At 59.1% G+C, this 23,414-nt stretch carries 21 protein-coding genes; 11 read left to right on the top strand and 10 right to left on the bottom strand.

From position 1 onward, the window contains the following. Window positions 1-5: 5 nt before the first annotated feature. Genes nrfD through pcp form a run of 4 tightly spaced genes read right to left on the bottom strand, consistent with a single transcriptional unit; the run spans window position 6 to window position 6,096 of the window. Window positions 6-1,121, bottom strand: a complete 1,116-nt coding sequence (nrfD, locus tag QP908_RS01465) for an NrfD/PsrC family molybdoenzyme membrane anchor subunit (RefSeq protein WP_284771510.1) — start codon at window positions 1,119-1,121, stop codon at window positions 6-8. Then, window positions 1,118-2,176, bottom strand: coding sequence for a 4Fe-4S dicluster domain-containing protein (locus QP908_RS01460; RefSeq protein ID WP_284771509.1), 1,059 nt, complete (start codon window positions 2,174-2,176; stop codon window positions 1,118-1,120). The genes nrfD and QP908_RS01460 overlap by 4 nt, the downstream gene beginning before the upstream one ends. Then, window positions 2,177-5,452 carry a formate dehydrogenase-N subunit alpha gene (fdnG, locus tag QP908_RS01455; RefSeq protein ID WP_284771508.1) on the bottom strand — a complete coding sequence of 1,092 codons (3,276 nt, stop codon included), beginning with the start codon at window positions 5,450-5,452 and terminating at the stop codon, window positions 2,177-2,179. 47 nt (window positions 5,453-5,499) lie between these two features. Next, window positions 5,500-6,096 (bottom strand): pyroglutamyl-peptidase I, encoded by a 597-nt coding sequence (pcp, locus tag QP908_RS01450; RefSeq protein WP_284771507.1) that lies wholly within the window; start codon window positions 6,094-6,096, stop codon window positions 5,500-5,502. 505 nt (window positions 6,097-6,601) lie between these two features. Between pcp and QP908_RS01445 the strand changes: the two genes are divergently transcribed. Then, entirely contained in the window at window positions 6,602-7,963 is a 1,362-nt protein-coding gene (locus QP908_RS01445; protein WP_284771506.1) for a dicarboxylate/amino acid:cation symporter, read from the top strand. A gap of 45 nt (window positions 7,964-8,008) precedes the next feature. On the opposite strand, the gene QP908_RS01440 is transcribed toward QP908_RS01445, so the two are convergent. From QP908_RS01440 to ychF, 3 genes are all read right to left on the bottom strand, one after another. Further along, window positions 8,009-8,923 (bottom strand): cation diffusion facilitator family transporter, encoded by a 915-nt coding sequence (locus QP908_RS01440; RefSeq protein WP_474897287.1) that lies wholly within the window; start codon window positions 8,921-8,923, stop codon window positions 8,009-8,011. Between the two features lie 310 nt (window positions 8,924-9,233). After that, complete coding sequence (locus QP908_RS01435) at window positions 9,234-9,767, bottom strand: type 1 glutamine amidotransferase domain-containing protein (protein ID WP_005282146.1); 534 nt, start codon at window positions 9,765-9,767, stop codon at window positions 9,234-9,236. Window positions 9,768-9,865: 98 nt separating this feature from the next. Next, window positions 9,866-10,951, bottom strand: coding sequence for a redox-regulated ATPase YchF (ychF, locus tag QP908_RS01430; protein ID WP_284771505.1), 1,086 nt, complete (start codon window positions 10,949-10,951; stop codon window positions 9,866-9,868). Between the two features lie 29 nt (window positions 10,952-10,980). On the opposite strand from ychF, the gene QP908_RS01425 reads away from it, so the two are divergent. The 3 genes from QP908_RS01425 to QP908_RS01415 all read left to right on the top strand — a co-directional run bounded on the left by QP908_RS01425 (window position 10,981) and on the right by QP908_RS01415 (window position 14,450). Then, entirely contained in the window at window positions 10,981-12,468 is a 1,488-nt protein-coding gene (locus QP908_RS01425; protein WP_284771504.1) for an AI-2E family transporter, read from the top strand. A 36-nt stretch (window positions 12,469-12,504) separates the two neighbouring features. Further along, entirely contained in the window at window positions 12,505-13,575 is a 1,071-nt protein-coding gene (locus QP908_RS01420; RefSeq protein ID WP_284771503.1) for a DNA recombination protein RmuC, read from the top strand. 65 nt (window positions 13,576-13,640) lie between these two features. Beyond that, a complete protein-coding gene (locus tag QP908_RS01415) occupies window positions 13,641-14,450 on the top strand; it encodes a DUF6542 domain-containing protein (protein ID WP_239267939.1) in 810 nt (269 codons plus the stop codon). 74 nt (window positions 14,451-14,524) lie between these two features. On the opposite strand, the gene QP908_RS01410 is transcribed toward QP908_RS01415, so the two are convergent. After that, window positions 14,525-15,475: a 4-hydroxy-3-methylbut-2-enyl diphosphate reductase gene (locus QP908_RS01410; RefSeq protein ID WP_284771502.1), complete on the bottom strand. Its 951-nt coding sequence runs from the start codon at window positions 15,473-15,475 to the stop codon at window positions 14,525-14,527. Window positions 15,476-15,628: 153 nt separating this feature from the next. Between QP908_RS01410 and xseA the strand changes: the two genes are divergently transcribed. The 3 genes from xseA to QP908_RS01395 are packed head-to-tail and all read left to right on the top strand — an operon-like array spanning window position 15,629 to window position 17,552. After that, window positions 15,629-16,870 carry an exodeoxyribonuclease VII large subunit gene (xseA, locus tag QP908_RS01405; protein ID WP_239267942.1) on the top strand — a complete coding sequence of 414 codons (1,242 nt, stop codon included), beginning with the start codon at window positions 15,629-15,631 and terminating at the stop codon, window positions 16,868-16,870. A gap of 23 nt (window positions 16,871-16,893) precedes the next feature. Next, window positions 16,894-17,172 (top strand): exodeoxyribonuclease VII small subunit, encoded by a 279-nt coding sequence (locus tag QP908_RS01400; RefSeq protein WP_023026190.1) that lies wholly within the window; start codon window positions 16,894-16,896, stop codon window positions 17,170-17,172. Further along, on the top strand, window positions 17,172-17,552 hold the full coding sequence (locus tag QP908_RS01395; RefSeq protein WP_239267944.1) for a hypothetical protein: 381 nt from the start codon (window positions 17,172-17,174) through the stop codon (window positions 17,550-17,552). Before QP908_RS01400 ends, QP908_RS01395 begins: the two co-directional genes overlap by 1 nt. Here QP908_RS01395 and QP908_RS01390 read toward each other — a convergent pair. Next, window positions 17,536-18,105, bottom strand: a complete 570-nt coding sequence (locus QP908_RS01390; RefSeq protein ID WP_239267945.1) for a DUF4245 domain-containing protein — start codon at window positions 18,103-18,105, stop codon at window positions 17,536-17,538. The two genes, QP908_RS01395 and QP908_RS01390, sit on opposite strands and share 17 nt — an antisense overlap. A gap of 217 nt (window positions 18,106-18,322) precedes the next feature. Between QP908_RS01390 and glpX the strand changes: the two genes are divergently transcribed. The 4 genes from glpX to QP908_RS01370 all read left to right on the top strand — a co-directional run bounded on the left by glpX (window position 18,323) and on the right by QP908_RS01370 (window position 23,248). Further along, window positions 18,323-19,336, top strand: a complete 1,014-nt coding sequence (gene glpX / locus QP908_RS01385; RefSeq protein ID WP_239267947.1) for a class II fructose-bisphosphatase — start codon at window positions 18,323-18,325, stop codon at window positions 19,334-19,336. A 108-nt stretch (window positions 19,337-19,444) separates the two neighbouring features. Next, window positions 19,445-20,845, top strand: a complete 1,401-nt coding sequence (locus QP908_RS01380) for a class II fumarate hydratase (RefSeq protein WP_239267949.1) — start codon at window positions 19,445-19,447, stop codon at window positions 20,843-20,845. A gap of 217 nt (window positions 20,846-21,062) precedes the next feature. After that, the gene (locus QP908_RS01375; protein WP_239267951.1) at window positions 21,063-21,686 is read left to right on the top strand and encodes a TetR/AcrR family transcriptional regulator; all 624 of its coding nucleotides are present in this window, start codon (window positions 21,063-21,065) and stop codon (window positions 21,684-21,686) included. After that, complete coding sequence (locus QP908_RS01370) at window positions 21,680-23,248, top strand: MDR family MFS transporter (RefSeq protein WP_239267953.1); 1,569 nt, start codon at window positions 21,680-21,682, stop codon at window positions 23,246-23,248. Before QP908_RS01375 ends, QP908_RS01370 begins: the two co-directional genes overlap by 7 nt. Here QP908_RS01370 and QP908_RS01365 read toward each other — a convergent pair. After that, window positions 23,245-23,388 (bottom strand): hypothetical protein, encoded by a 144-nt coding sequence (locus tag QP908_RS01365; protein ID WP_239267955.1) that lies wholly within the window; start codon window positions 23,386-23,388, stop codon window positions 23,245-23,247. The genes QP908_RS01370 and QP908_RS01365 overlap by 4 nt on opposite strands. Window positions 23,389-23,414: the final 26 nt, after the last annotated feature.

Below are 23,414 nucleotides of genomic sequence, written 5' to 3'. Positions count from 1 at the left end.
CCTCGCTAGCCTGCGCTGAGCACGTCGGTGGCAAGCCCCTGCTCGCGCCGGCGCCGCTCCGCGCGGCGTTTTTGCGGGCCCATCGTGGTGGCCGGGTTCTTGACTGCTTCCAGGCCCGCGTTGAGCACGCCAAAGCGCGTGCACGCGGATCCGGCAAGCAAGGCTAGGCCCGAGGCCACAGACACGGCGCGGGACTTCGTCGCCGCCGCCACCGCGCTGCCCACGCCGCCAGCGGCGATCAGGTATTCCGAGGCGCGCATGAGCTTTCCCGGCGTGCCGTGATGCAATTCCTCGCGGGGCTCCGGCTCCATGTTGTTTTCTAGCACCTTCGTCGCCGCGATATCGCTGGCTGCGGCCGCCATGCCCAAGGCCCGGGCGGGACCGGCGTATTTCACCGGGGTGGTCACCATGGCCAGGCCGGACGCCGCTGCCGAGGCAGAGGATACAAAGACATAGGGCAAGTGCCGCTTCATGTCATTCCATACCGGGTTGGACGTATTAGACAACAATACCGCCGTATATCCGGCCAGCGGGCCACCGAGCACACCGGTGACCACTCCGGCCGGAGTCGCGGCCTTCCCTAGGCTCGCGCGCAGCCACTTCGGCAGCGGCAGCTTCCGCTTGGTCGCGTCATCCACCTCTACCACGGCAGGAATGGCCGCCGCGGTGGAAAAGCCCGCGAGCAGCCACGATCCGAGCGACATCGGCGAGGTCACCTTGAATACGCGGAACATATTTAACGCGCGCTCCGGTCGGCCCAGATCCAAAATCAAAAAGACCGATCCAGCGGCCGCCGCGCCAAAGGCCGCTACCCGCGTGGCCCGGCGCAAGGGCGCGTTGCCCGCGGCCTGTGCACCGGTAGCCAAAAGGCCCGAACCGCCGGCAATGCCGCCCAAGAAGAAATACCCACCGATGGGCCACTCCCACGGCGGGGCCTTGACTACCGGCCTGCCGTAATAGGAAGAAAACTCGAAGTCTTCTGCCATCCGCTCCTCTTTGGAGCCATCCTGCGCACCCGCCCCCGGGCGCTTGCGCTTCTTCTTGCGCTTCGGCCCGTCGAAGTTGCGGTAGCGATTCGGCCGCTCCGGCTGCGGTGGCCGGTACTCATCAAAACCGCTCATTTACGCCCTCCAATCAAAAAGGAACCCGCCACGGCCAGCGCCATCCCGCCGATGGCCTTCGCCGCGGTTTTATACATGCTCGGCAAATCCGCGGTGGGCACACGCGGATCCGGCGGCAAGCCATAGACCTCTGGCGAATCCAGCAATAAGAAGATAGAGCCGGTTCCGCCCACGCCATCGTTATCATTGGCGCCATAGAGCCGCGCCTCCGTCATGCCTTGTTCGTGCAGGACGCGCACGCGCTCCTTCGCCGCGGCCAGCATGTCCTCATAGGTACCGAATTGGATGGAATCGGTAGGACACGTCTTGGAGCACGCCGGCTGCTCGCCCTGTTTCAGGCGGTCATAGCACATGGTGCACTTCTGGGCGACGCCCACATTCTTAATCGGCATTGCCTCACCCGGCGTGTGGTCCGCGCCTTGGGGCTTGCGCTGCTTGAGCTTTTTCAGCACATTAATACCGGCGTGCGAATTATCCTGATAATCCACCGTCGCGGTCTTATCGTATTTCAGCGATACCCCGCCATCATCGCGGCGTTCGATGACGCCGAAGGGGCACCCCGCCACGCAGGTTCCGCAGCCATTGCACACGTCATCTTGGACGACCACAGTGCCAAACTCTGTGCGGAAGAGCGCGCCCGTGGGGCACACGTCCAAACACCCCGCATGCGTGCAGTGCTTGCAGACGTCCGAGGACATCAACCACCGGAACGTATCCGTATCCGGCGGAGTGGTATCGACTTCGTCCGGTGTGCCACCGATGGTAGGCATGCCAAGGGAAATAAGCTGTTTTCCCTCTTCGCGCGCCTTCTCAATGCGGTCATTGTTTTGCTCCACAAAGGCCACGTGCCGCCACGTATTAGCACCTAGCGCGCCGGTGTTGTCATAGGAATCACCGGTGACGTCATATCCTTCTACCGGGTTGCGGTTCCATTCCTTGCACGCGACCTCGCAGGCCTTGCAGCCGATGCACACAGACGTATCGGTGAAAAAGGCCATGCGGCGGTAGGAATCATAGCCGTGCCGGCCCGCGTCCTCGGTCAGTAGATTAGTCATTTACTTACCTTCTTCGCCATTACTCGCCGTATCGCCGTCACTACTTTCCGCCCCAGGCTGGCCATGCTTTTCGGGCTCCGGGTTATAGGTAAACGAGTCCGGAACCGACAACAAATCATTGCCAGAATCCACGCTTAACTGAGCCCGCTCCTGATACTGCTTGAGCAGCTTCAAGCGGCCTTCTCCCCTAGGTCGGCGGCCCGGCTGGATATCGCAGGCGCCGATCTTCGAGTTCTGAATAAACACATTCGGCTCGAGCGTAAGGCCCAAGAGATCGTTAACGCCGTCGCCTGCCACAGCGGTGGTCTCGGACTCGCCGTAGTGGAAGGGCAGGCCAATCTGGTGGAATTCTTCCCCATTGATCTTCAACATCTGCATGCGATCGGTGACCAAGACCTGCGCCTCAATCACACCGCGCGGCGAGATAATCGTCGCCCACTCGCCATTTTCCAGGCCGCGCTTTGCGGCCAAGTCCTTATCCACCTCGCAGAATAGGCCTGGCTGCAGCTCCGCCAAATAAGGCAGGCGGCGCGACATCGCACCCGAGGTATACATCTCTGTTAGGCGGTAAGTAGAAAATACGAACGGGAAAACCTCCGCACCAGGCATACCCGGTTCTGGGCGCTGCAGGTTATCCGGGCGCTTGATGGCCAAGCGCGTCGGCGATTGCTGCTGCTTATACAGCACGTTCGTAACCGGGGACTCCTGCGGCTCATAGTGGGTAGGCAAGGGGCCATCGGAAAGCCCGGAAGGCGCAAAGAGCCAACCGCGACCGTCCGCCTGCATGATGAAAGCGTCCGTGCCATCGAGGGCGTCTGGACCGACGGCATCGGCAGGTGCCTTGTACTCCGGCGACTTCGTCACAGGGAAGTCAGGGACGTCATCGCCTACCCACTTGCCCTGGGCCTCGTCCCACCACACGTACTTCTTGCGCTCGGACCACGGGGTGCCATCCGGCTTGGCCGAAGCGCGGTTATACAAAATGCGGCGGTTAGCAGGCCAAACCCAGCCCCACTCGGGCGCGACCTCGTTCTGCTCCGACCCCGGGACCTTGCGCGCGGACTGGTTAACGCCATCCTTGTACACGCCGGTGTAGATCCAGCAGCCGCCGGAAGTCGTGCCGTCATTCTTCATCTCCACGAAGGTGGGCAAAAGCTGGCCCTTCTTGGGACCATCCAAGTAGTAGCCGTTGATCTCTTTGAGGACGTCCTCAGAGTTCGGCTCGCCTTCCTCATTTTCCGCATAATCCCACGTCACCTTCTGGAGCGGGAGATCGCGCGGATCAGTGGAATCGCGCAGGCGTTCCTTGAGCTTCTTACCCAGCTGGTAGAAGAACCACAGCTCGCTCTTGGCATCGCCTGGCGGCGGTGCCGCTTGGAAACGCCACTGCAGCATGCGCTGCGTCTGGGTAAAGGTACCAGCCTTTTCCACGTGGGTGGCAGCGGGCATCAAGAAGACCTCGGTTTCGATGTCTTCCGTCTTCAGCTCGCCGTTTTTAATCTCCGGCGCGTCCTTCCAGAACGATGCGGTTTCGATTTCCTGGAAATCGCGCACGACCAGCCACTTCAGCGATGCCAAACCGCGGCGCTGCATGCCACCATTGGACTGCGCCACCGCCGGGTTCTGCCCGAAGACGAAGTAGCCATCTACCTGACCATTGAGCATGGCCTGCAGGGTTTCATAGGTAGAATGCGCGCCGAAAATGCGCGGCATGAGGTCATAGCCCCAGTTATTTTCCTTGGTCGCCGCATCTCCCCAGTAGGACTTCATCAAGGACACGGCGTAATTCTCGCCAATCTGCCAGAAGCCCTTTTGGGACTCATCCCGGATCTCATCCACAAATTCCGGCCACGTCTGCTTTTCCACGCTCGGCATGGGCAGGTAGCCAGGCAGGGAGTGGAAGAGCGTCGGAATATCGGTGGAGCCCTGAATGGAGGCGTGCCCGCGCAGGGCCATGATTCCCGAGCCCGGGCGACCCACATTGCCCATCAAAAGCTGCAGGATCGCAGCGGTGCGGATGAATTGCGCGCCCAAGGTGTGTTGGGTAAAGCCCAAGGCATAGGCGAAACACGTGGTGTGTTCCGGATCGGAATTCTGCGCAATGGAATCCGCCAGGTAGAAGAAGTCTTCCTGGGCGATGCCGCAGGTTTCTTCTACCAGCTCAGAGGTATAGCGCGCATAGTGGCGCTTGAGAATCTGGAAGACTGAATTCGGGTGCTCCAGAGTGTCATCGCGCTCGACATTCCAGGAGGAACCTTCCGGCTTTTGCACGTACTGCCACGAATCGGTCACGTACGTGCCGGTTTCTGGGTCATATCCAGAAAACAGTCCGTCCAGTTCCTCGGTGTCCTGGTAGTCCTCCGAGATAATCATCGGCGCATTGGTATATGCAACGACATAGTCGCGGAAGTACAGCTCATTTTGGAGCATATGGTTGATAACCGCGCCTAGCAGCACCACGTCGGTACCTCCGCGAATGCCAATGTGACGGTTGGAGAACGCAGAGGTACGCGTATAACGCGGGTCCACGTGAATAATGCGGGCACCACGCTTTTTGGCTTCTACGACCCACTGGAATCCCACTGGGTGGCACTCGGCCATATTCGAGCCCTCGATGACGATGCAATCAGCATTCGCCATATCCTGCAGCGGTTGGGTTGCGCCGCCGCGGCCAAACGAAGTTCCTAAACTAGGAACTGTGGCGGAGTGTCATATGCGCGCCTGGTTTTCGAGCTGCACCGCACCGGCAGCGGTAAAAAGCTTCTTAATGAGGTAGTTTTCCTCATTATCCAAGGTCGCGCCACCAAGTCCAGCGACACCCATCGTGCGGTTTAGAGTCCGCCCCGAGTCATCGGTGTCTTGCCAGCCCTTCCGGCGCGCCTCCAAGAAGCGATCCGCGATCATGTCCATCGCGGTGTCTTCATCCAGCTCCTGCCACTCGGTGGAGTGCGGTGCGCGGTACTTAATCTTGGTCAATCGCGTTGCGGAATTGACCAACTGCTCCGATGCCGAGCCCTTGGGGCACAAACGCCCGCGCGAAATCGGCGAATCCGGATCGCCCTCAATCTGGATGACTCGGTTATCTTTGACGTATACGCGCTGGGCGCAACCAACCGCGCAATATGGGCACACGGATTGCACCACGCGGTCAGCTTCTACCGTGCGCCCGTGCTTTTCCTTACTCTTGGTTGATTGCGTATTGATATCCCTGCCAAAGGGATCGCCGCTACGCAGCTGGCGCACAACCGGCCAGTTGAGAGGACTTAAGCGAGACATGACTTTAAATCTATATTTGGGCGGAAAATTTCTCTAGCAAGGTGACCCTAAGCGTTTTTCGCCACTGCGCCAATCGCGCGCTCCACGCCCTGAACGACCTCCGTAAGCTCCAGCATCGGGCTGTGTTCTTTAGCCTGTTCCTTAATAAACGGCACGTGGATAAAGCCTACCTTTACCTGCATATCTTTGAAATGGTGCAACAGGCCGTAGAGCAGATGGTTGCAGACGAATGTTCCCGCGGTAGTCGAGACCCGTGCCGGAATCTCCGCCTCCTGAATCGCTGTGACCATTGCCTTAACCGGCAGGGTAGAAAAGTACGCGGCAGGGCCACCTTCAACCACTGACTCATCGCTGGGCTGGTTACCAGCATTATCCGGAATGGAGGCATCCGCCAAGTTGATACCTACTCGTTCCGGAGTGATATGGCCGCGCCCAGCGGCTTGCCCCAGGCAGACCACCGCGTCCACGTCTTCTTCCTCGGCCACAGCAATCGCCTGCTTCAGTGCTTCACCGAACACTGTTGGCACAGGGTGCTTAATAATCTGCGCTCCGCCAATTTCGTCCGGCAGCTTATCCAGCGCGCGTTCCGTAGGGTTAATTTCTTCGCCACCAAAGGCATCAAAAGCAGTTACCAGAATCTTCATCGTTCCAGTATGGCAGCTGACGGTGCCCCGCTGCATTGATTCAGCGCTGTTCTCTTAGTTTCCTCGTGGTGCACCACCGACCTTCGCGCTCACGGGCGGCGGTCTTTAACGGGGCACCGTGCTCGCGGTGAGCGCGAAGGTGAAGTGAACGAATTCGAGCGGGCGAACAGTGTGTTCAATCGAAACCTTATGAATCGCCCCGCCGCCCTTCGCGCTCACGGGGAAGCGCTCAATCGGGCCATCCGACTTTCGCGGTGAGCGCGAAGGGCGGGTCTGCAGGATGAGGGAATAAAAGGCGGGGATGGAGGTCGCGGCTGAAGGCGAAAGCGAGAGTAGGTACTGAACTGCTTTGTCTGCAAAGCGGTCTTTGCGATTCCCCTGCTGCAAACGAGACCCTTTTTCTTTGCGGTTTGACGTGTGGAATAAAGTGAAACTAGTTGAAGTTGAACAGAACCGTACTCAACAAATAGTCAGACCTGTTCAGTTGATTTCTAAAGGACGTTCTATGACACAAAAAGTTTCCTCTCGCCCCAAGCTGCCTAGCTGGGCAACGGGGTTTGGCGCGCAAGTCATTGCGGGCCTTATCATCGGCCTTATCCTGGGACTGATTGCATCTGGAATGGATACCGATCCAGATAATCCAGGGTGGCTGACCAGCCTGCTCAGCGGAGTTGGTGGCGCCTATGTCCAACTATTGAAGGTCATGGTTCCGCCGCTCATCTTCGCCGCGGTAGTCACCTCGGTGGCCAACCTGCGCAAGGTTGCCAATGCAGCGTCACTGGCCATTTCTACGTTGGTGTGGTTCGCCATTACGGCGTTCTTCTCCGTCCTTGTGGGCATCGTCGTGGCATTAGTCTTGAAGCCCGGTGCTGGCACGAGCGTCGATGCATCCACTGCGGGGGATCCGTCTAGCGTTGGTTCGTGGACTGCCTTCTTCGAGCAGCTGCTCCCTCAAAACTTCATCGGGCTTACGGCCTCTGCTAGCGATGGCGAAGTTACCCTCAATTTCGGTGCGCTTCAGCTGCTGGTTATTTCCTTGGCCATTGGCATCGCCGCCGTACAGACCGGTAAGGCTGCCGATCCCTTCCTGCACTTTACGGAGTCCTTCCTCAAGGTCATCCAGAAGGTCCTGTGGTGGATTATCCGCCTGGCACCGATTGGTACCGCAGCGCTTATCGGTAAGGCCGTTGCTACCTACGGTTGGGACGCACTTGGCTCGCTGGGCAAGTTCGTCTTGGCAATGTATGTGGGTCTAGCCATCGTCTTCGCCGTGGTCTACCCTGCAGTGCTGAAGTTCAACAATATTCCGGTCAAGGGCTTCTACAAGCGCATCTGGCCGGTAACGTCCTTGGGCTTTGTCACCCGTTCTTCCATGGGTGTTATGCCCGCAACGCAACGCTTTAGCGAACGTGCCTTGGGCGTTCCCACCGAGTATGCGTCCTTTGCAGTGCCACTCGGCGCTACCACGAAGATGGATGGCTGCGCCTCCGTCTACCCCGCTGTTGCTGCGATCTTCGTCGCGCAATTCTACGGCGTAGACCTGGACTTCACGCAGTACCTACTCATCATCTTCGTCTCCGTCATTGGTTCCGCGGCTACCGCGGGTACCACTGGCGCGACGGTTATGCTCACGCTGACCCTGTCCACGCTGGGACTGCCGCTGGCTGGCGTCGGTTTGCTGCTGGCCGTTGAACCCATCATTGACATGGGCCGTACGGCGCTGAACGTCACGGGTCAGGCATTGTGCGCGACGGTCGTCGCCAAGCGCGCAGGCATCCAAAACCAAGAGGTGTGGGATGAAGCCGAAAACGGCGTCAAGCACATCATGGAGGAAGACTCCGACGAGGAAGTAAGCGTCAAGGCTTAATAAAACGCGAATAAAGGCCCCGGGCAGTACGCCTTGGACCTTTATTTATTGCCGGAATGGAAGTGGGCGGCGATGTGCAACGCCGGCCGGCTCCACGTGAATAAACACACTGCATCCGGGGAAAAGCTGGTCAAGGGCGACTTCGACGTCATCGGCAATCTCGTGCGAGTATAAAACGCTCCAGTTCGCCGGCACCTCCATGGTCAGGTAGACCATTCTTTGCCTGCCAGAGGCTACCGTGCGCCGGTCCGTGAAGGTCACGGACTTTTCTTTTTCCAGTTCAGCTAAAAGATCCCAAATTTGATCTTGCTCTTCTTGCGGAAGGGCCTCAGAAAGCAGGCTGCTGACAGAATCGCGCAAAATCTTAAATCCAGTCCACAAGATATTGATGCCAACGGCCAAGGCCACAAGCGCATCGAGCCACAACCAGCCCGTGAGATACACCGCAGCCATGCCCGCGAGGACGCCGGCGGAGGTCCACACATCCGTAATCAGGTGATGCCCATCCGCATTTAGCGTCGCAGACCGGTAGCGCTTACCCGCCTTGATCAAGGCTAGACCGACGCCCAGATTGAACAACGAGGACAAGAGCGACAGCGCTAAACCCCAACCGCCTTCTTCAACGGGCTGGGGAGTAAAAAGGCGTTGGACCGCGGTGTAGATGATGGCCCCTGCTGCGAGGAAGATCATCGCCCCTTCTACCAACGCGGAAATATACTCCGCCTTGCCGTGGCCAAAGTGGTGATTATCATCGGCAGGCTTAGCGGCAATGCGCAAAGCGCAATAGCCAGCGATGGCTGCCACGAGGTTCACGAGGGATTCGAGGGCATCAGAGAAGAAACCAACCGAGCCCGTCAGCCACGCCGCCAAGGATTTCAGGACAATTGTCGCCACCGCCGCGGCGATGGACAACATCATAAAGCGCTCTAAAATACGCTGCTCAGTACTTAAAGAAGACAAGGTCCACTACTCTCCCTTCGGCAACCAGAATCAGTCCGAAGGTCTCGTTCGCATCGATGCATCGATGCTGAGTGGCCGGGCTATTAAGCCAGTGTGTCGACCAGTCATCGCGGCGCGGGTGGGCACCGTAGGAACTACTCCCCTTCTGGGTTCATAGGTTAGCAGACGGCGAGAATCCTTAAACATTCAACCAAATCCTTGATCCGCCCTAGCGAGTTCAAAAATGCCGCTATAGACGAAAAATCTCCCTACGAACCAGGAGGTTTCTCACCATCTGGCGCGTAGGGAGTAATGAAGGCTCTAGCCTAATTTAGTGCTGGCCCTCGGCGAACTCTTCAACCAACTTCGCGTTGAATGCAGGCAGGTCATCCGGGGTACGGGAGGAGACCAAGCCCTGATCGCAGTGGACCTCTTCATCAACCCAGGTAGCACCTGCGTTGCGGAGATCGGTCTGCAGGGACGGGAAGGACGTCAAGGTGCGACCCTTGAGGGCCTCTGCATCGGCTAGAATCCAACCGCCGTGGCAGATGGCGCCCAAGGGGCGGTCCTCGCCCATGTGCTTGCGCACGATGCTAACGGCTGCCTCATCCAGGCGGATGAGGTCAGCGTTATTGGTGCCGCCAGGCAAGATGATGCCGTCGAAGGTCTCACCCTCGGAGTCCTTGGTCGTAGCATCAACGTTAATCTCGGTACCGTTCTTGCCCGTAATGGTGCCAGCCTTAGGCGCCAGAACCTTCACGGTAGCGCCGGCCTTCTGCACAGCCTCTAGCGGAGAGGTCAGCTCGGAGTCTTCAAAGTCATTCGTAGCAATGATTGCGATCGTCTTGTTTTCTAGCTCAGCCATTATTATGATCTCCTTATTGTTGTTGGGTACGCAAATAGGATAACTCTACATTCGCGCGCTCGCCACGTTTACTTTCGCAACCTGCAACAAGCTAGGATTTAGCCACCGATCTTGAAGTCACACACGTCGCCATCGTGCATGATGTAGTCCTTGCCTTCTTGACGGACCTTGCCGTTGGCGCGCGCCTCGGCCATGGAGCCGGCGGCAACGAGATCGTCGAAGGAGACGATTTCAGCCTTGATGAACTTCTTTTCAAAGTCGGTGTGGATAACTCCAGCGGCCTGGGGTGCGGCAGCGCCTTGCTTAATGGTCCACGCGCGGGCTTCCTTTTCACCAGCGGTGAGGTAGGTCTGCAGGCCCAAGGTGGAGAATCCGGCCTTGGCCAGGGTAGCCAAGCCGGGCTCTTCTTGGCCTACTGCCTCGAGCAACTCGCTTGCCTCGTCCTCATCCAGCTCCAAGAGCTCAGACTCGGTCTGTGCATCGAGGAAGACGCAATCTGCTGGGGCGACGAGCTGGCGCAGCTCTTCCTTCTTGGCGGCATCGGTAAGCACAGCCTCATCCGAGTTAAAGACATAGAGGAAGGGCTTAGCCGTCATCAGGTGCAGCTCGCGCACGAGGGAAAGATCAATCTCGCCGGTCTTGGCGGCGGCGAAGAGGGTGCGGTCATCCTCTAGGATTTCCTGCGCCTTCTTGGTGGCCTCCACCACAGGCGCCAAGTCCTTATTCTTCCGGGCATCCTTTTCTAGGCGCGGCAGGGCCTTCTCGATGGTCTGCAGATCCGCCAGAATCAGCTCTGTATTAATAACGGAAATGTCATTGCCGGGATCTACCTGGCCATCGACGTGGATGACATTGTCATCAGAAAAGGCGCGGACCACCTGGCAGATAGCGTCGGCCTCGCGGATATTGGCTAGGAAGGCGTTTCCCATACCCTCGCCCTGCGAGGCACCTGCGACGATGCCGGCAATATCCACGAAGGACACGGTTGCCGGCAAGATGCGCTCGGAGTTGAACATCTTAGCGAGGGTGTCCAAACGGGGATCCGGCAGCTCCACCAAGCCGACGTTGGGCTCGATGGTGGCGAATGGGTAATTAGCCGCCAAGATTTCGGAACGGGTCAGGGCATTAAACAAAGTGGACTTGCCCACATTGGGCAAGCCGACGATTCCTAGTGTAAGACTCACGGGGCTAATCCTAACGCACCTACCGCGTTATGAGGCAAGATGGTGGGGTGAGTTCTGATAAGCAACCAACACCCGAAAAGCCGCAGGCGAGCCCGGGCGATAAGATGGACGGTGACTTCGACACCAGCCAATTGGACGACGTATCGCCACATCCCCCGGGCAATCAGGTCGATCGCTCCGTCATTGCGGGCGAAATGGTGAAATCGACCTCCCTGTGGGCCGTGCGCCTGCTGATAATCGGCGTTTTCCTTTTTGCTGTATATCAGGTCCTGGGTAGCTTCTGGCAAGGCATCCTTCCAGTGCTCTTGGCTCTTATTATCTGTACAGTGCTTAACCCCATGGCGCGTTGGATGCGAACAAAGGGACTACCCGCGGGCCTGGCAGCGATTGTGACAATCCTGCTCTCTTCAGCCGCCGTCGGTGGGCTCATCGCCTCGGTGGCGCCGGACTTCATGCGGCAATCCCAGTCGCTCTACCTACAAACGGTCTCCGGCATCCAGCAGCTCCAGGTTTGGGCCCAGGGCCCACCCTTGAACCTCGATAGCGACGATATGAGCACCTATATCGACGAGGCCGCAGGCTGGTTGCAGGAGCGTGCGGGCGTTATCGCCGGGTCTGTATTTACGGGTATCGGCAATGCCACCTCATTTTTCGTCACGGTGTTCATTGTCTTGGTGCTCACCTTCTTCTTCCTCAAGGACGGCACCAAATTCCTGCCGTGGCTGCGCGATGCCACAGGCCGGCGCGCCGGCTGGCACCTCACGGAATTGCTCACGCGCGCCTGGAATACCCTGGGCGGATTCATTCGGGCGCAGGCGGTGGTCTCGCTTATCGATGCCATCTTTATCGGCCTCGGCCTCGTGCTTATCGGCGTGCCCTTGGCGATGGCCCTGGCGATCATTACCTTCATCGCCGGCTTCATCCCGTTCGTCGGCGCCATTGTCTCTGGCGCGCTCGCAGTGGTTATCGCCTTGGTATCTTTGGGCTTTACCCAAGCACTGTTGGTCTTGGGCCTCGTTATTTTGGTCCAGCAGCTTGAAGGCAATGTACTCTCGCCGTGGCTGCAGGCAAAGGCCATGAACCTGCACCCAGTTATTGTTTTGGTCTCCGTCATCGTCGGCTCCGCGCTCTTTGGACTCATCGGTGGATTCCTGGCCGTGCCGACCGCCGCCATGATCGCGGTTGCCTATCGCTACGTGCAGGACATGATGAAGCTGCAGTCCGGGGAAAAACACTCCTCCGAGCTCAATTACTCCACCGTCGCGGGCTATCTCATCGGCCGCTATACCGAAGAGCAGGCGCAATACAAGCGCGAGCAGTGGCGCAAGGTTCCAGAACACGCCAACCCCGATATCGCAGGCGCCGATGCCGCATCCGATGGCGCGTCTAACACCCTGGATGATTCCGTCGACGTCGATTCCACCCCGGACGACTATGACGATCCGAGCATGCGCTCCAACCTGCGCCGCGCGCGGGATGCCTTCGAAAATCTTTTGAACGGAGATTCGAATAAATAGTGTGCCATGTCGGCAGCACGTGTCATAGTGGATTCCATGACATCCACTTTGCCTGTGCTGCTGCTGTTCATCGGTCTCCTATTGGGCGCCGTGCTGGGTTGGTTGGCCCACTCCCATTCCGTGTCCCGCTCCGCGCCGAGCGAGGAGCACCGGGCGCTGCAGGAATCGCAGCGCCGCCAGGCCGAGCTGCAACCGCTAGAAAAGGCCATGGATAGGCTCGGATTCCAGCTACAAGAACTGGAAGAAGACCGCACCGCCCACTTAGCCTCCCTGTCCAGCCAAGTGCAGGCGGTGACCCGCACCTCGTCCCGGCTAACAGAGCGCACGGATCAGCTCGTTACGGCTCTCCGCTCGCCCAATGTGCGCGGGCGGTGGGGCGAGATCCAGCTAGAGCGCGTCGTCGAACTCGGCGGCATGAGACGGCACGTGGACTTCGATTCCCAAGTCTCTGCCCCCTTAAATGGCCGCATCGTGCGCCCAGATATGCTCATCAACTTGGCCGGTGGCAGGCATATCATCGTCGATGCCAAGGTTCCGTTCTCTTCATACCTCGATGCGCTAGAAACCGACGATCCAGAAGAACACGCCGGCTACCTGCGCCGCCACGCGCATCAGCTGCGCAGTCACATCCAGGCGCTATCCCACAAAGACTATATTGAGGCCTTCCAACCCACCCCGGAATTCGTGGTGCTCTTCGTACCCGCGGATCCTTTCCTCGATGCTGCGTTATCGGTCGATCCTGAGCTCATCGAGTTCGGTTTTGAACGCAACGTCGTCATCGCGACCCCGAGCTCACTCTTCGCGCTCTTGCGCACGGTAGCTATGGGGTGGCACCAGGAAGATATTTCCGCCAAGGCAAAAGAAGTCCAACGCTTGGGACGTGAGCTCTATTCGCGTCTCAATACCCTTTCGGAGCACTATGGCAAGGTGGGCCAAGGACTCGAAAAGGCAGTAGAAGCCTATAATTCCACGCTCTCCTCGCTTGATTCGCGCGTGGGCGTGACCGCCCGCAAGCTGCACGAAATGGAGATTCCCGGCCGTACGAACAGAGCGCCGCGCGAGCCCTCCCCCATTGATACGTGGCCGCGCGGGACAAATTCTTCTTAAAATCTAGGCAGTTTTACTGCGTGGATATAGCCATTGGCCCGCGCCAGACGGTAGGATTTTGCGACGTGTCACTAGCCAAACAACGAAAGCCTACCGCCGCGCAAAGCCTGAGCATGCCGAGCATCTCGCTGCTGAAGGGCCTTGGACTATTGGCGGCACTTTTGCTCACCGGCGCATTGATTTCCATTCTTGTCGGCTCCATAGGCTGGATGTACTTTGCCTTTCTCATCATCAGCTCCCTGCTCATAGCGCTCATCGTTGAGGAGCGAGGATTATTCCTGTCCATCGCGTCCATCCCCATTTTGTACGCGGTAACCGTGGTGACGGCGGGAATCTTCATCACCAAGTCCAATGCTCCGGAAGGCACCAGTTTTTCTAAAACGTCCCTGCTGACCTCCGTGTATCCGCTGGTCCAGAACTTCCTGTGGTTGCTTATCGCGGTTCTCGGCGCGACCGCAATCGGCGTCTTGCGCTGGATGCGCTTCCGCAAGGCCGCCCAACGCGCTGTGAATCAGCAAAAGGTCGCGCGGCGCGCGGACATGAAGCGGGATCGCCAGAACCGCGCTGAACGGCTTTCCGTGGCGGAACTCATGGCGCGCAATAGATCCGAAAACCCGCAGGCCCCCTCTCCACGCGCCTCCCGCCGCAGATCACACGCACAGGCGCAACCTCCGCGGAAGCCGCAGGACCGCATCCGTGGCCGCGACCGAGAAGAGCGCCGTCGCGAGCAACAGGCGGAACGCGAAAATCGCTTGCAACCGGATCCGCACCGGCGCGCAGGGGACGTGATACCACCGGCTCCCGAACCAGATCTCGCTTCCTCGACAAAAGACACTGCCAAGAAACAGCGTTGGGACGATAACCTCTACGAATAAACTAAACCGTGAGCCCCGGCACTCTTTAAGAGGCCACCAGGCTCACGGTTGTTGTCGTTTTAGGCGTTGCAGCGCTAGGTGCGGGCAGGACGCAGATCGCGCGGCAGCGCGAAAGTAATGGATTCGGTGGAGGTGGTCACTTGCTCCACGTCATTAAAGCCGCGCTCATCCAAGTATTCGAGCACCTCGCGCACAAGAAGTTCTGGCACGGAGGCGCCACAGGTCACGCCAACGGTCTCTACGCCGTCTAGCCACGATTCATCGATCTCGTCGGCAAAATCCACCAAGTGGGAGTCGCGTGAACCCGCCTCGAGCGCGACTTCTACGAGGCGCACGGAGTTGGACGAGTTCTTAGACCCCACCACGATCATAAGATCGCACTTCGGTGCAATGGCTTTGACGGACTCTTGCCGGTTTTGAGTGGCGTAGCAGATATCATCTGACGGCGGGTTTTCTAGGTGCGGAAAACGCTCGCGCAGCTTATTGACGATGACAACGGTCTCATCCACCGAGAGTGTGGTCTGCGAAAGCCAGATGAGTTTCTCATCCTGCAGGTAGTCTGGCAGCTTGTCCACGCCGTCGACGCCATCGACCAGATGCGTAACATCGGGGGCCTCGCCCGCGGTGCCTTCTACCTCCTCGTGGCCTTCGTGGCCCACGAGGAGGATGTGGTAACCATCGCTCTCGAAACGCTGGGCTTCCTTGTGCACCTTAGTCACCAAGGGGCAGGTAGCGTCCAAGGTCAATTGCTTGCGCTCCTGTGCCTGATTGCGCACCGCCGGGGAGATGCCGTGGGCGGAAAAGACGAGGTGAGCACCCTCCGGGGCCTCGGCGGCCTCTTCAACGAAGATGACTCCGCGCTTGGCCAAAGATTCAACGACATAACGGTTGTGGACGATTTGCTTGCGCACATAAATGGGTGCGCCGTATTTTTCTAGCGCCTTTTCTACGGTCTCGACGGCGCGGTCCACTCCAGCGCAGTAACCGCGCGGTGCCGCGAGGAGAACATTTTTACCATCAGTCATGCCTCCCAGAGTATCGAAAGGTAAAGCAAAACAATAGTAAGGGCTATCCAGCAGGGAAAGCGCCCATCTAGGCCACCCAAGCGGGGCGCCACGTGCCTTGAGCACCTACACTAAAGGGCACCGTATGGCGCTGTAGATGGAAAGGGTGGCTGCGTGAATCAACCGGCAAATACTCCAGAGACCCCGTGGCCCGTGGGCCAGGTCAATGACCAGGTGAAGGGATGGATCGAGCGCCTTGGATACCTGTGGGTGGAAGGCCAATTAACGCAGATCAATTACAAGCCCACCTGGAAGCTGTCCTACCTCACCCTGCGCGATGTGCAGCAGGAAAAGTCGGTGCAATTGACCTGCTCTTCCTCAATGCTGCACAACTTGCCCACGCCGCTAAAAGACGGCGACCGCGTCATCGTGCACGGCAAACCCGCCTTTTATGCCGGCCGCGGATCCTTTTCCCTGTGGACCACGGAGATTCGGCACGTGGGCATCGGCGATTTATTGGCGCGCATCGAAAAGCTGCGCGCGCAGCTTGCCGCAGAAGGCCTCTTTGATCCCGCGCGCAAGCGCCCGCTTCCCTACCTCCCGCAGAAAATCGGCCTGATTACCGGCCGCGGTTCTGCCGCCGAGCGCGATGTCGTGGCGGTAGCCCGCGACAGGTGGCCGGCCGTGCAATTCCGCGTCATTAATACCGCTGTTCAGGGGGCGAATACCGTCCCCGAGGTGATTTCCGCCTTGCAGGAGCTCGACGGCGATGCGGAGATCGATGTCATCATCATCGCCCGCGGTGGCGGTTCCGTCGAAGATCTCCTTCCCTTTTCTGAAGAAGCCCTGCAACGCGCCGTCGTGGCCGCCAGCACCCCGGTGGTCTCCGCGATTGGCCACGAGCCGGATAGTCCGGTGCTCGATAACGTCGCAGATCTGCGCGCGGCTACCCCGACGGACGCCGCCAAGCGCGTGGTCCCGTCGGTGGCAGAGGAACGCGCGGTCATCGCTGAGGCGCGATCCCGCATGGCGGCGGCCTTGCGCGGCTGGGTAGAACGCGAGCGCCGTGGATTGGATAATATCCGCTCGCGCCCAGTGCTGGCCGATCCGATGACGCCAATCCGCGCTCGGCGCGAAGAGGTCGAGCGCATGCGCACGAGCATGCGCCGCGAACTGCGGGTGCTCTTAGACCGTGAGACCCGGCACGTGGAGTCCCTTCGCGCGCGGGTTTCTGCTTTAGGTCCTTCGGCGACGCTTGCCCGTGGGTATTCTATTGTCCAGGTCTTGCCCAAAGATGGCAGCGATCCGGAGGTCGTTAGCTCTTATGAGCAATCACCGCCCGGCGCGCAATTGCGCATTCGCGTGGGCGATGGTTCCATCACCGCCGTGTCCATGGCCTCCCAGGCCGCCGATTAGCCAGAAATAGTAGGAGAATGCTGATGTCAGATGAAACCATTGGTTCCGGCCAGCCAGGCCAAGATGCCTTTACTCCCGTAGAGGAATTGAGCTACGAACAGGCGCGCGATGAGCTCATTGAAACTGTCAAGATTTTAGAGCTCGGCCAAATGGGCCTGGACGAGTCCCTGAAATACTGGGAGCGCGGCGAGGCGCTTGCTCGCACGTGCGAGTCCCACTTGGATGGCGCCTCCAAGCGGGTGGAGGATGCCCTTGAAAAGGCGGAACACAGCGAGCAGCAGGCTGAGGAGGGTGAAGAGTAATGCAGATTTATGGTTACCCGGGAAGGCGGATTGATTTCGTCTCCAAATCGGCATCGGCAGGCTCCATCATGGGCGGCGATTCCCGCGCGCTGGTAGAGGAATTTTTCGGGCCGGCGCATACCAGCACCCAGGTTTCGGCCACAGAAGAGGAATTGAGTTACTTTTCCCGGTCCATCGTGCTGCTGCTTGCCGATGCCAAAGTGGTCCAAGTCTCCATCTACCCGCGCCGTTCCCAGCGCGAGCGCGTGGACGTCTACCTAGAAAAGACGCGTTTGAGCGGGCTGGATGCCGCTGCCTTGGACGAAGCCACCGGTGACACTGAGGGAATCACAGTGGAAGCGGACGCCGAGGGGCTCAGCGAGGTTACTTTCCGCTTATAGGTTTGGCCTCGATAAAGGCCTCGGTGGCGGCGGCGAATTCTTCATCGGGGGCTGCACCGGAGATGATGAGGCGGGCATCGCCCAAGTCGGCGATCCACAAGCGGCGCACAGAATCGTCGTCACTTGCCAGCACGCGCACCTGATGGCCGGCTACCTCGCGCATTGAGTTCAGCCCGCGATAGTTAGCGTCGTATTTTTCGCCCGCCTCTTCTGCAGAAACCTGGGTTTGGGTGGATTCCACGTAGTTTCCATCCGCGGTAAGCCAGCTGACGACGGTGACTGTGTCGCCGCCTAGCTGCGAACGGCGGGCCGCATTGGCCTGCCAGCCTTCGGGCATCTGGGGATCTCGGATAGCACCAATACCGGCGCGAGCCTGCGTATCCAGGAAGGTCTCCTCGTCTACCTCTTGAACTGGGCCTTGCTCTGTTTCCGGATTCACCGAGCAAAGCCCCGTCGCGCCCACCACGAGCAACATCATGACCACCACTACGGAAAGGGACAAAATGATGTCGCGAGCGCCTTCGAAAATCTTCGGTCTTTGTTCTGCAGCCACGCGCCTTAGTATCGCATGAGCCACCGTGAAAGTGCCACATGCCTCCCGCGTGCGCACATTCGCGCCGATAATGCTGCCTAGAGAAAGGAAAAACCCCGCAAAAGGGGCCCCAAATCGGACCTATTGACGCCAAAAAGTGCCAGAATAGGACAAGTAGAACACTAATCGCGTGGGAATTACCCCCACGGTGAGAAAACATGGAAGGCAACCACTACACATGTCCGAAAATACTTCTTATTTGCCCGACCGTAACTTGGCCATGGAGCTGGTGCGCGTGACCGAAGCCGCCGCCTTGGCCTCTGGCCGCTGGGTTGGTCGTGGCATGAAGAATGAGGGCGATGGCGCGGCAGTCGATGCCATGCGCAAACTGATTAACTCCGTGGCGATGAAGGGCGTTGTCGTCATTGGTGAGGGCGAAAAGGATGAGGCCCCGATGCTCTTCAACGGTGAAGAGGTCGGCACGGGCGAAGGCGCGGCGATGGACATTGCTGTGGACCCGGTAGATGGCACGCGATTGATGGCCGAGGGCCGCCCCAATGCCATTTCCGTAATCGCCGCCGCAGAGCGCGGCACCATGTATGACCCATCTGCGGTCTTCTACATGGAAAAGATCGCCGTGGGCCCAGAAGCCGTCGGATCCATCGATATCAACCAGTCCGTGCAATGGAATATCGAGTCCGTGGCCAAGGCAAAGGGCCTGCGCACCGCCGATATCACCGTGGTGGTATTGGACCGCCCGCGCCACGAAAAGCTCATCCAGGAGATCCGCGAGGCAGGCGCAAAGGTGCGCCTCATTATGGATGGCGATGTGGCAGGTGCCATCGCCGCCTGCCAGGATTCCAACTCCATCGACATAATGATGGGCATTGGAGGTACCCCTGAGGGCATCATCACCGCCTGCGCCATGCGGTGCATGGGTGGCGAGATCCAGGGCAAGCTGTGGCCGAAGGATGAAGAAGAAGCAGAAAAGGCCCGCGCTGCCGGACACGACTTGGATAAGGTCTTGGGCACCAATGATTTGGTTTCGTCGAAGAACTGCTACTTCGCCGCTACCGGCGTGACCAATGGTGACATGCTGCGCGGTGTTTCCTACCGCAATAATGGTGCCTCCACCCGTTCGCTGGTCATGCGTTCCAAGTCCGGCACCATTCGCTACGTCGATTCCTTCCACAAGCTGGCTAAACTGCAGGAATACTCAGTGGTGGACTACTCGGACCCCACCAAGAACTAAACCTCACCCCCAAATGGCGGGGCAGGCTCGGGCTTTTCACCCACTGACTTTTAGCTTTTCGCCATACTGGGGGTAGGTGCACACAATCAATCAACCGAGGTGATTCTCATGACCGAATACCGTACCGAACATGACACTATGGGCGAGGTTAAAGTTCCCGCTGATGCCCTGTGGCGCGCACAGACCCAGCGCGCGGTAAACAATTTCCCTATTTCCGGCCGCGGCTTGGAAGATGCGCAGATTCGTGCGCTTGGCCTGCTCAAGGCTGCATGCGCACAGGTCAACAAGGACTCCGGCAGCCTGGATGCAGAAAAGGCAGACGCCATTATCGCCGCCGCACAGGAAATCGCGGATGGCAAGCACAACGATGCCTTCCCCATCGACGTATTCCAGACCGGCTCCGGCACCTCTTCCAATATGAACACCAACGAGGTCATCGCCTCCTTGGTGCATAAGCAGGGCGTAGAGGTTCACCCGAACGATGACGTCAACATGGGCCAGTCCTCCAATGACACCTTCCCCACCGCCACCCACGTGGCGGCTACGGAAGCGGCTGTCAATGACCTCATTCCGGGCCTAAAGGTCCTGCACGAGTCCTTGACTAAGAAGGCGAAGGAATTCGCGGACGTCGTCAAGGCCGGGCGCACCCACCTCATGGACGCCACCCCAATCACCTTGGGCCAGGAGTTCAGCGGCTACGCCCGCCAGGTGGAGCTCGGCATCGAGCGCATCGAGGCTACCCTCCCGCGCTTGGGAGAGCTCGCCATCGGTGGTACCGCCACCGGCACCGGCCTGAATACCTCCGCTGATTTCGGCGGCAAGGTGACCGAGGAGCTCAAGAAGCTCACCGGCGTTGAGAACCTGAAGGAAGCAGAAAACCACTTCGAGGCACAGGCTAACCGCGACGGCCTCGTAGAATTTTCCGGCGCCATGCGCTCGGTGGCCGTATCCTTCAACAAGATTGCCAATGACCTGCGTATGCTGGGCTCCGGCCCACTGACCGGCCTGGCAGAAATCCACCTGAAGGACCTGCAGCCTGGTTCCTCCATCATGCCGGGCAAGGTCAACCCGGTTATCCCTGAGGCGGTTACCATGGTGGCCGGCCAAGTTGTGGGCAATGACGCAGCCGTTGCCTTCGGCGGCGCGCAGGGACAGTTCGAGCTCAACGTCTTCATCCCGATGATGGCGCGCAACGTGCTCGAGTCCGCTCGCCTGCTGGCCAACTCCGCCCGCGTCTTTGCTGAGAAGTGCGTCGACCACATCGAGGCCAACGAGGAGCGAATGAAGCACTTCGCGGAGTCCTCCACCTCCATCGTGACCCCGCTGAACTCCGCCATCGGCTACGAGAATGCCGCCAAGGCCGCAAAACACGCCCTCAATGAGAAGATCACCGTCCGCCAGGCCGTAATCGACTTGGGCTTTGTTGACGGCGAGAACCTCACCGAGGAAGAGCTGGACAAGCGCTTGGACGTATTGAGCATGACCAACCGCGAGCGCGACAATATCTAACTTCAGCCGCCTTTAGCGCTGCAACCCCGCTCGGAAATCGCTTCTGAGCGGGGTTTTGCATGCCCGGGAACATGACCGGGTACGGGAAGTGCGCGCAAAGAAAAGGGGCATCGGCAAGCACATGCCGTGACTTGCGCCATAAATTCAGCGTACACATCTACAAAATCACTCATTTTGCACTTGGTGCAAGTTTGCACCGAGTGTAAAGTTGCATTCTGTGCAAGAAGAACTATCACTACGCGAGCAGAAACGCCTAGAAACACGGCTACGCATTGAGGATGCCGCCACCGAACTGGTGGATAAGCATTCCTTTGGCGAGGTCACTATTGAAGAGATCTGCGAACTAGCCGGTATTTCTCGGCGCACATTTTTTAATTATTTCGATTCGAAGGAATCCGCCGTGCTCGGGGCACCAAGCGCTGACTTCACCGCGGAAATGCGCGAGTATTTCCTCCACGAGCCCACCACCAACATCATGGAGCTCGTCCTTAACCTGGTGGAGCAGCACATGGAGGGCCATCACGTTAATCCCACGATTCGGGAGCGACGCAAGCGCATTGCTAATGACCCGGAGGCGGCCGCCGCCTCCATTAGTCGCAAGCGGGCGAAATCCATCGAGCTTATTGGACTCATTGAGGAGCGCCTTGACCGGGAACCGGAACTGCGCATCCTGGAGGGTCATTCCACGGCAACGGAGGCCATGGTCATCGCCGGTGTGGTCCGCGAGGCCCTGTGGCTTTCCATCGCCGCCCCCGATAGCGATTGCAGCGACGCCCTGAGTTCGCGTCTGAATGATTCACTGACTTTGATTAATGATGTTATGAAAGGAATCCGATGGTAGATACAGTCGAAAAGGCTCCTGCGCAGGGCCAGTCGCGGGCGGATAACCTGGGGCTCATCTTCTCTGCGCTGGTGCTCACCATGTTGATGAGCTCGCTGGGCCAGATGATTTTCTCTTCCGCTTTGCCAACGATTGTTGGTGAGCTTGGCGGCGTTGACCACATGAGCTGGGTCATCTCCGCATTCCTGGTCACCATGACCATCGCCATGCCGATTTCCGGCAAGCTGGGTGACATGCTGGGCCGCAAGTGGCTCTACATTGGCGGCATCGCCGTCTTCGTCGTGGGCTCCGCCATCGGCGGTTTCGCCGATTCCATGACGGTGCTCATCATCGCCCGCGCCGTGCAAGGCTTCGGCGCCGGGTTCATGATGATCTCCTCGCAGTCCATCATCGCCGAGGTCACCTCCTCCCGCGAGCGTGGCAAGTTCATGGGCATTATGGGCGGTGTCTTCGGCCTGTCCTCCGTCCTTGGCCCCGTCTTGGGCGGCTGGTTTACTGATGGCCCCGGCTGGCGCTGGGGCATGTGGATGAATATCCCGCTCGGCCTGCTGGCCATGGTGGTCTGCATCCTGGTGCTCAACCTGCGCGTGGGCCAGGCCGATATGAAGCGCTTTGACTGGCTCGGCGCCACCTTCATCGCCATTACCACCGCTTCCCTAATCCTCATGACCACCTGGGGCGGCACCGAGTACGACTGGGATTCCTCCATGATCCTCACCCTCGGCGCCATCACCCTCGTCGGCGCGATCATTACCACCATCGTGGAATTGCGCGCTGCCGAGCCGCTCATCCCGGTTCGCCTCTTCAAGAACCGCAACATGGCCCTAACCACCCTGTCCGGCGTCATCTTGGGTCTGGCCATGTTCGGCGTGCTGGGCTATATGCCCACCTACCTGCAGATGGTCCACACCCTATCGCCCACCAACGCTGGCCTGATGATGATTCCAATGATGGTTGGCCTTATCGGCACCTCCACCGGAGTTGGCTTCATCATCGCCCGCACCGGCCGCTACAAGATCTACCCCCTCATCGGCCTAGCCATTACCGCAGGCGCCCTGTTCTGGATGTCCCGCCTCTCGGTAGACACCTCGCTCACACAGCTCGGCTTCGAGTTCCTCGCCTTCGGCATCGGCCTGGGCATGGTCATGCAGGTGCTCGTGCTCATCGTCCAGAACTCTTTCCCACTGTCTCAGGTGGGCACGGCCACCGCGGCGAATAACTTCTTCCGCCAGATCGGTTCTGCCCTGGGCGCTTCCCTGGTCGGTTCCATGTTCATCAACAACATGCAGGATGAGATGGCCAACCGCCTGCCGCGGGCCATCCAGCAGCTGGGCCCCGAGGGCGCGGCCTATGCTGAAAAGTTTAATAACGCCAATGGCAATGCCAATAGCCTCACCCCGGATATGGTTTCTTCCCTGCCAGAGCCCCTCGAGCAGGCGATCCTCAATTCCTATAACGATGGCCTCACCCCGGTCATCGCGCTGATGGTCCCGCTCGTCATCATCGCCCTGATCGTCCTGCTTCCCCTGCGCGAAGAGCGCCTGAAGGAGACGATCGATTAGGGGAGCTGCATGCGCTGCGCGATAGCCTGCTGCTTGCCGATGCCCCCATCGAGTCCGCCCTCGGCTACCCACCCGGCGGCCTCGCGAAGTAGAAAACGACTAAAGGCCGTAGCGGCCGAGATTATTAATTCCCTCGGCATCGCTACGGCCTTCGTGGTTACTAGGC

The sequence above is a fragment of the Corynebacterium sp. MSK204 genome, from assembly GCF_030229885.1.
Taxonomy (GTDB): Bacteria; Actinomycetota; Actinomycetes; order Mycobacteriales; family Mycobacteriaceae; genus Corynebacterium.
The sequence above is the reverse complement of the archived record's forward strand: the minus strand, read 5'-3'. Positions and strand labels throughout refer to the sequence as shown.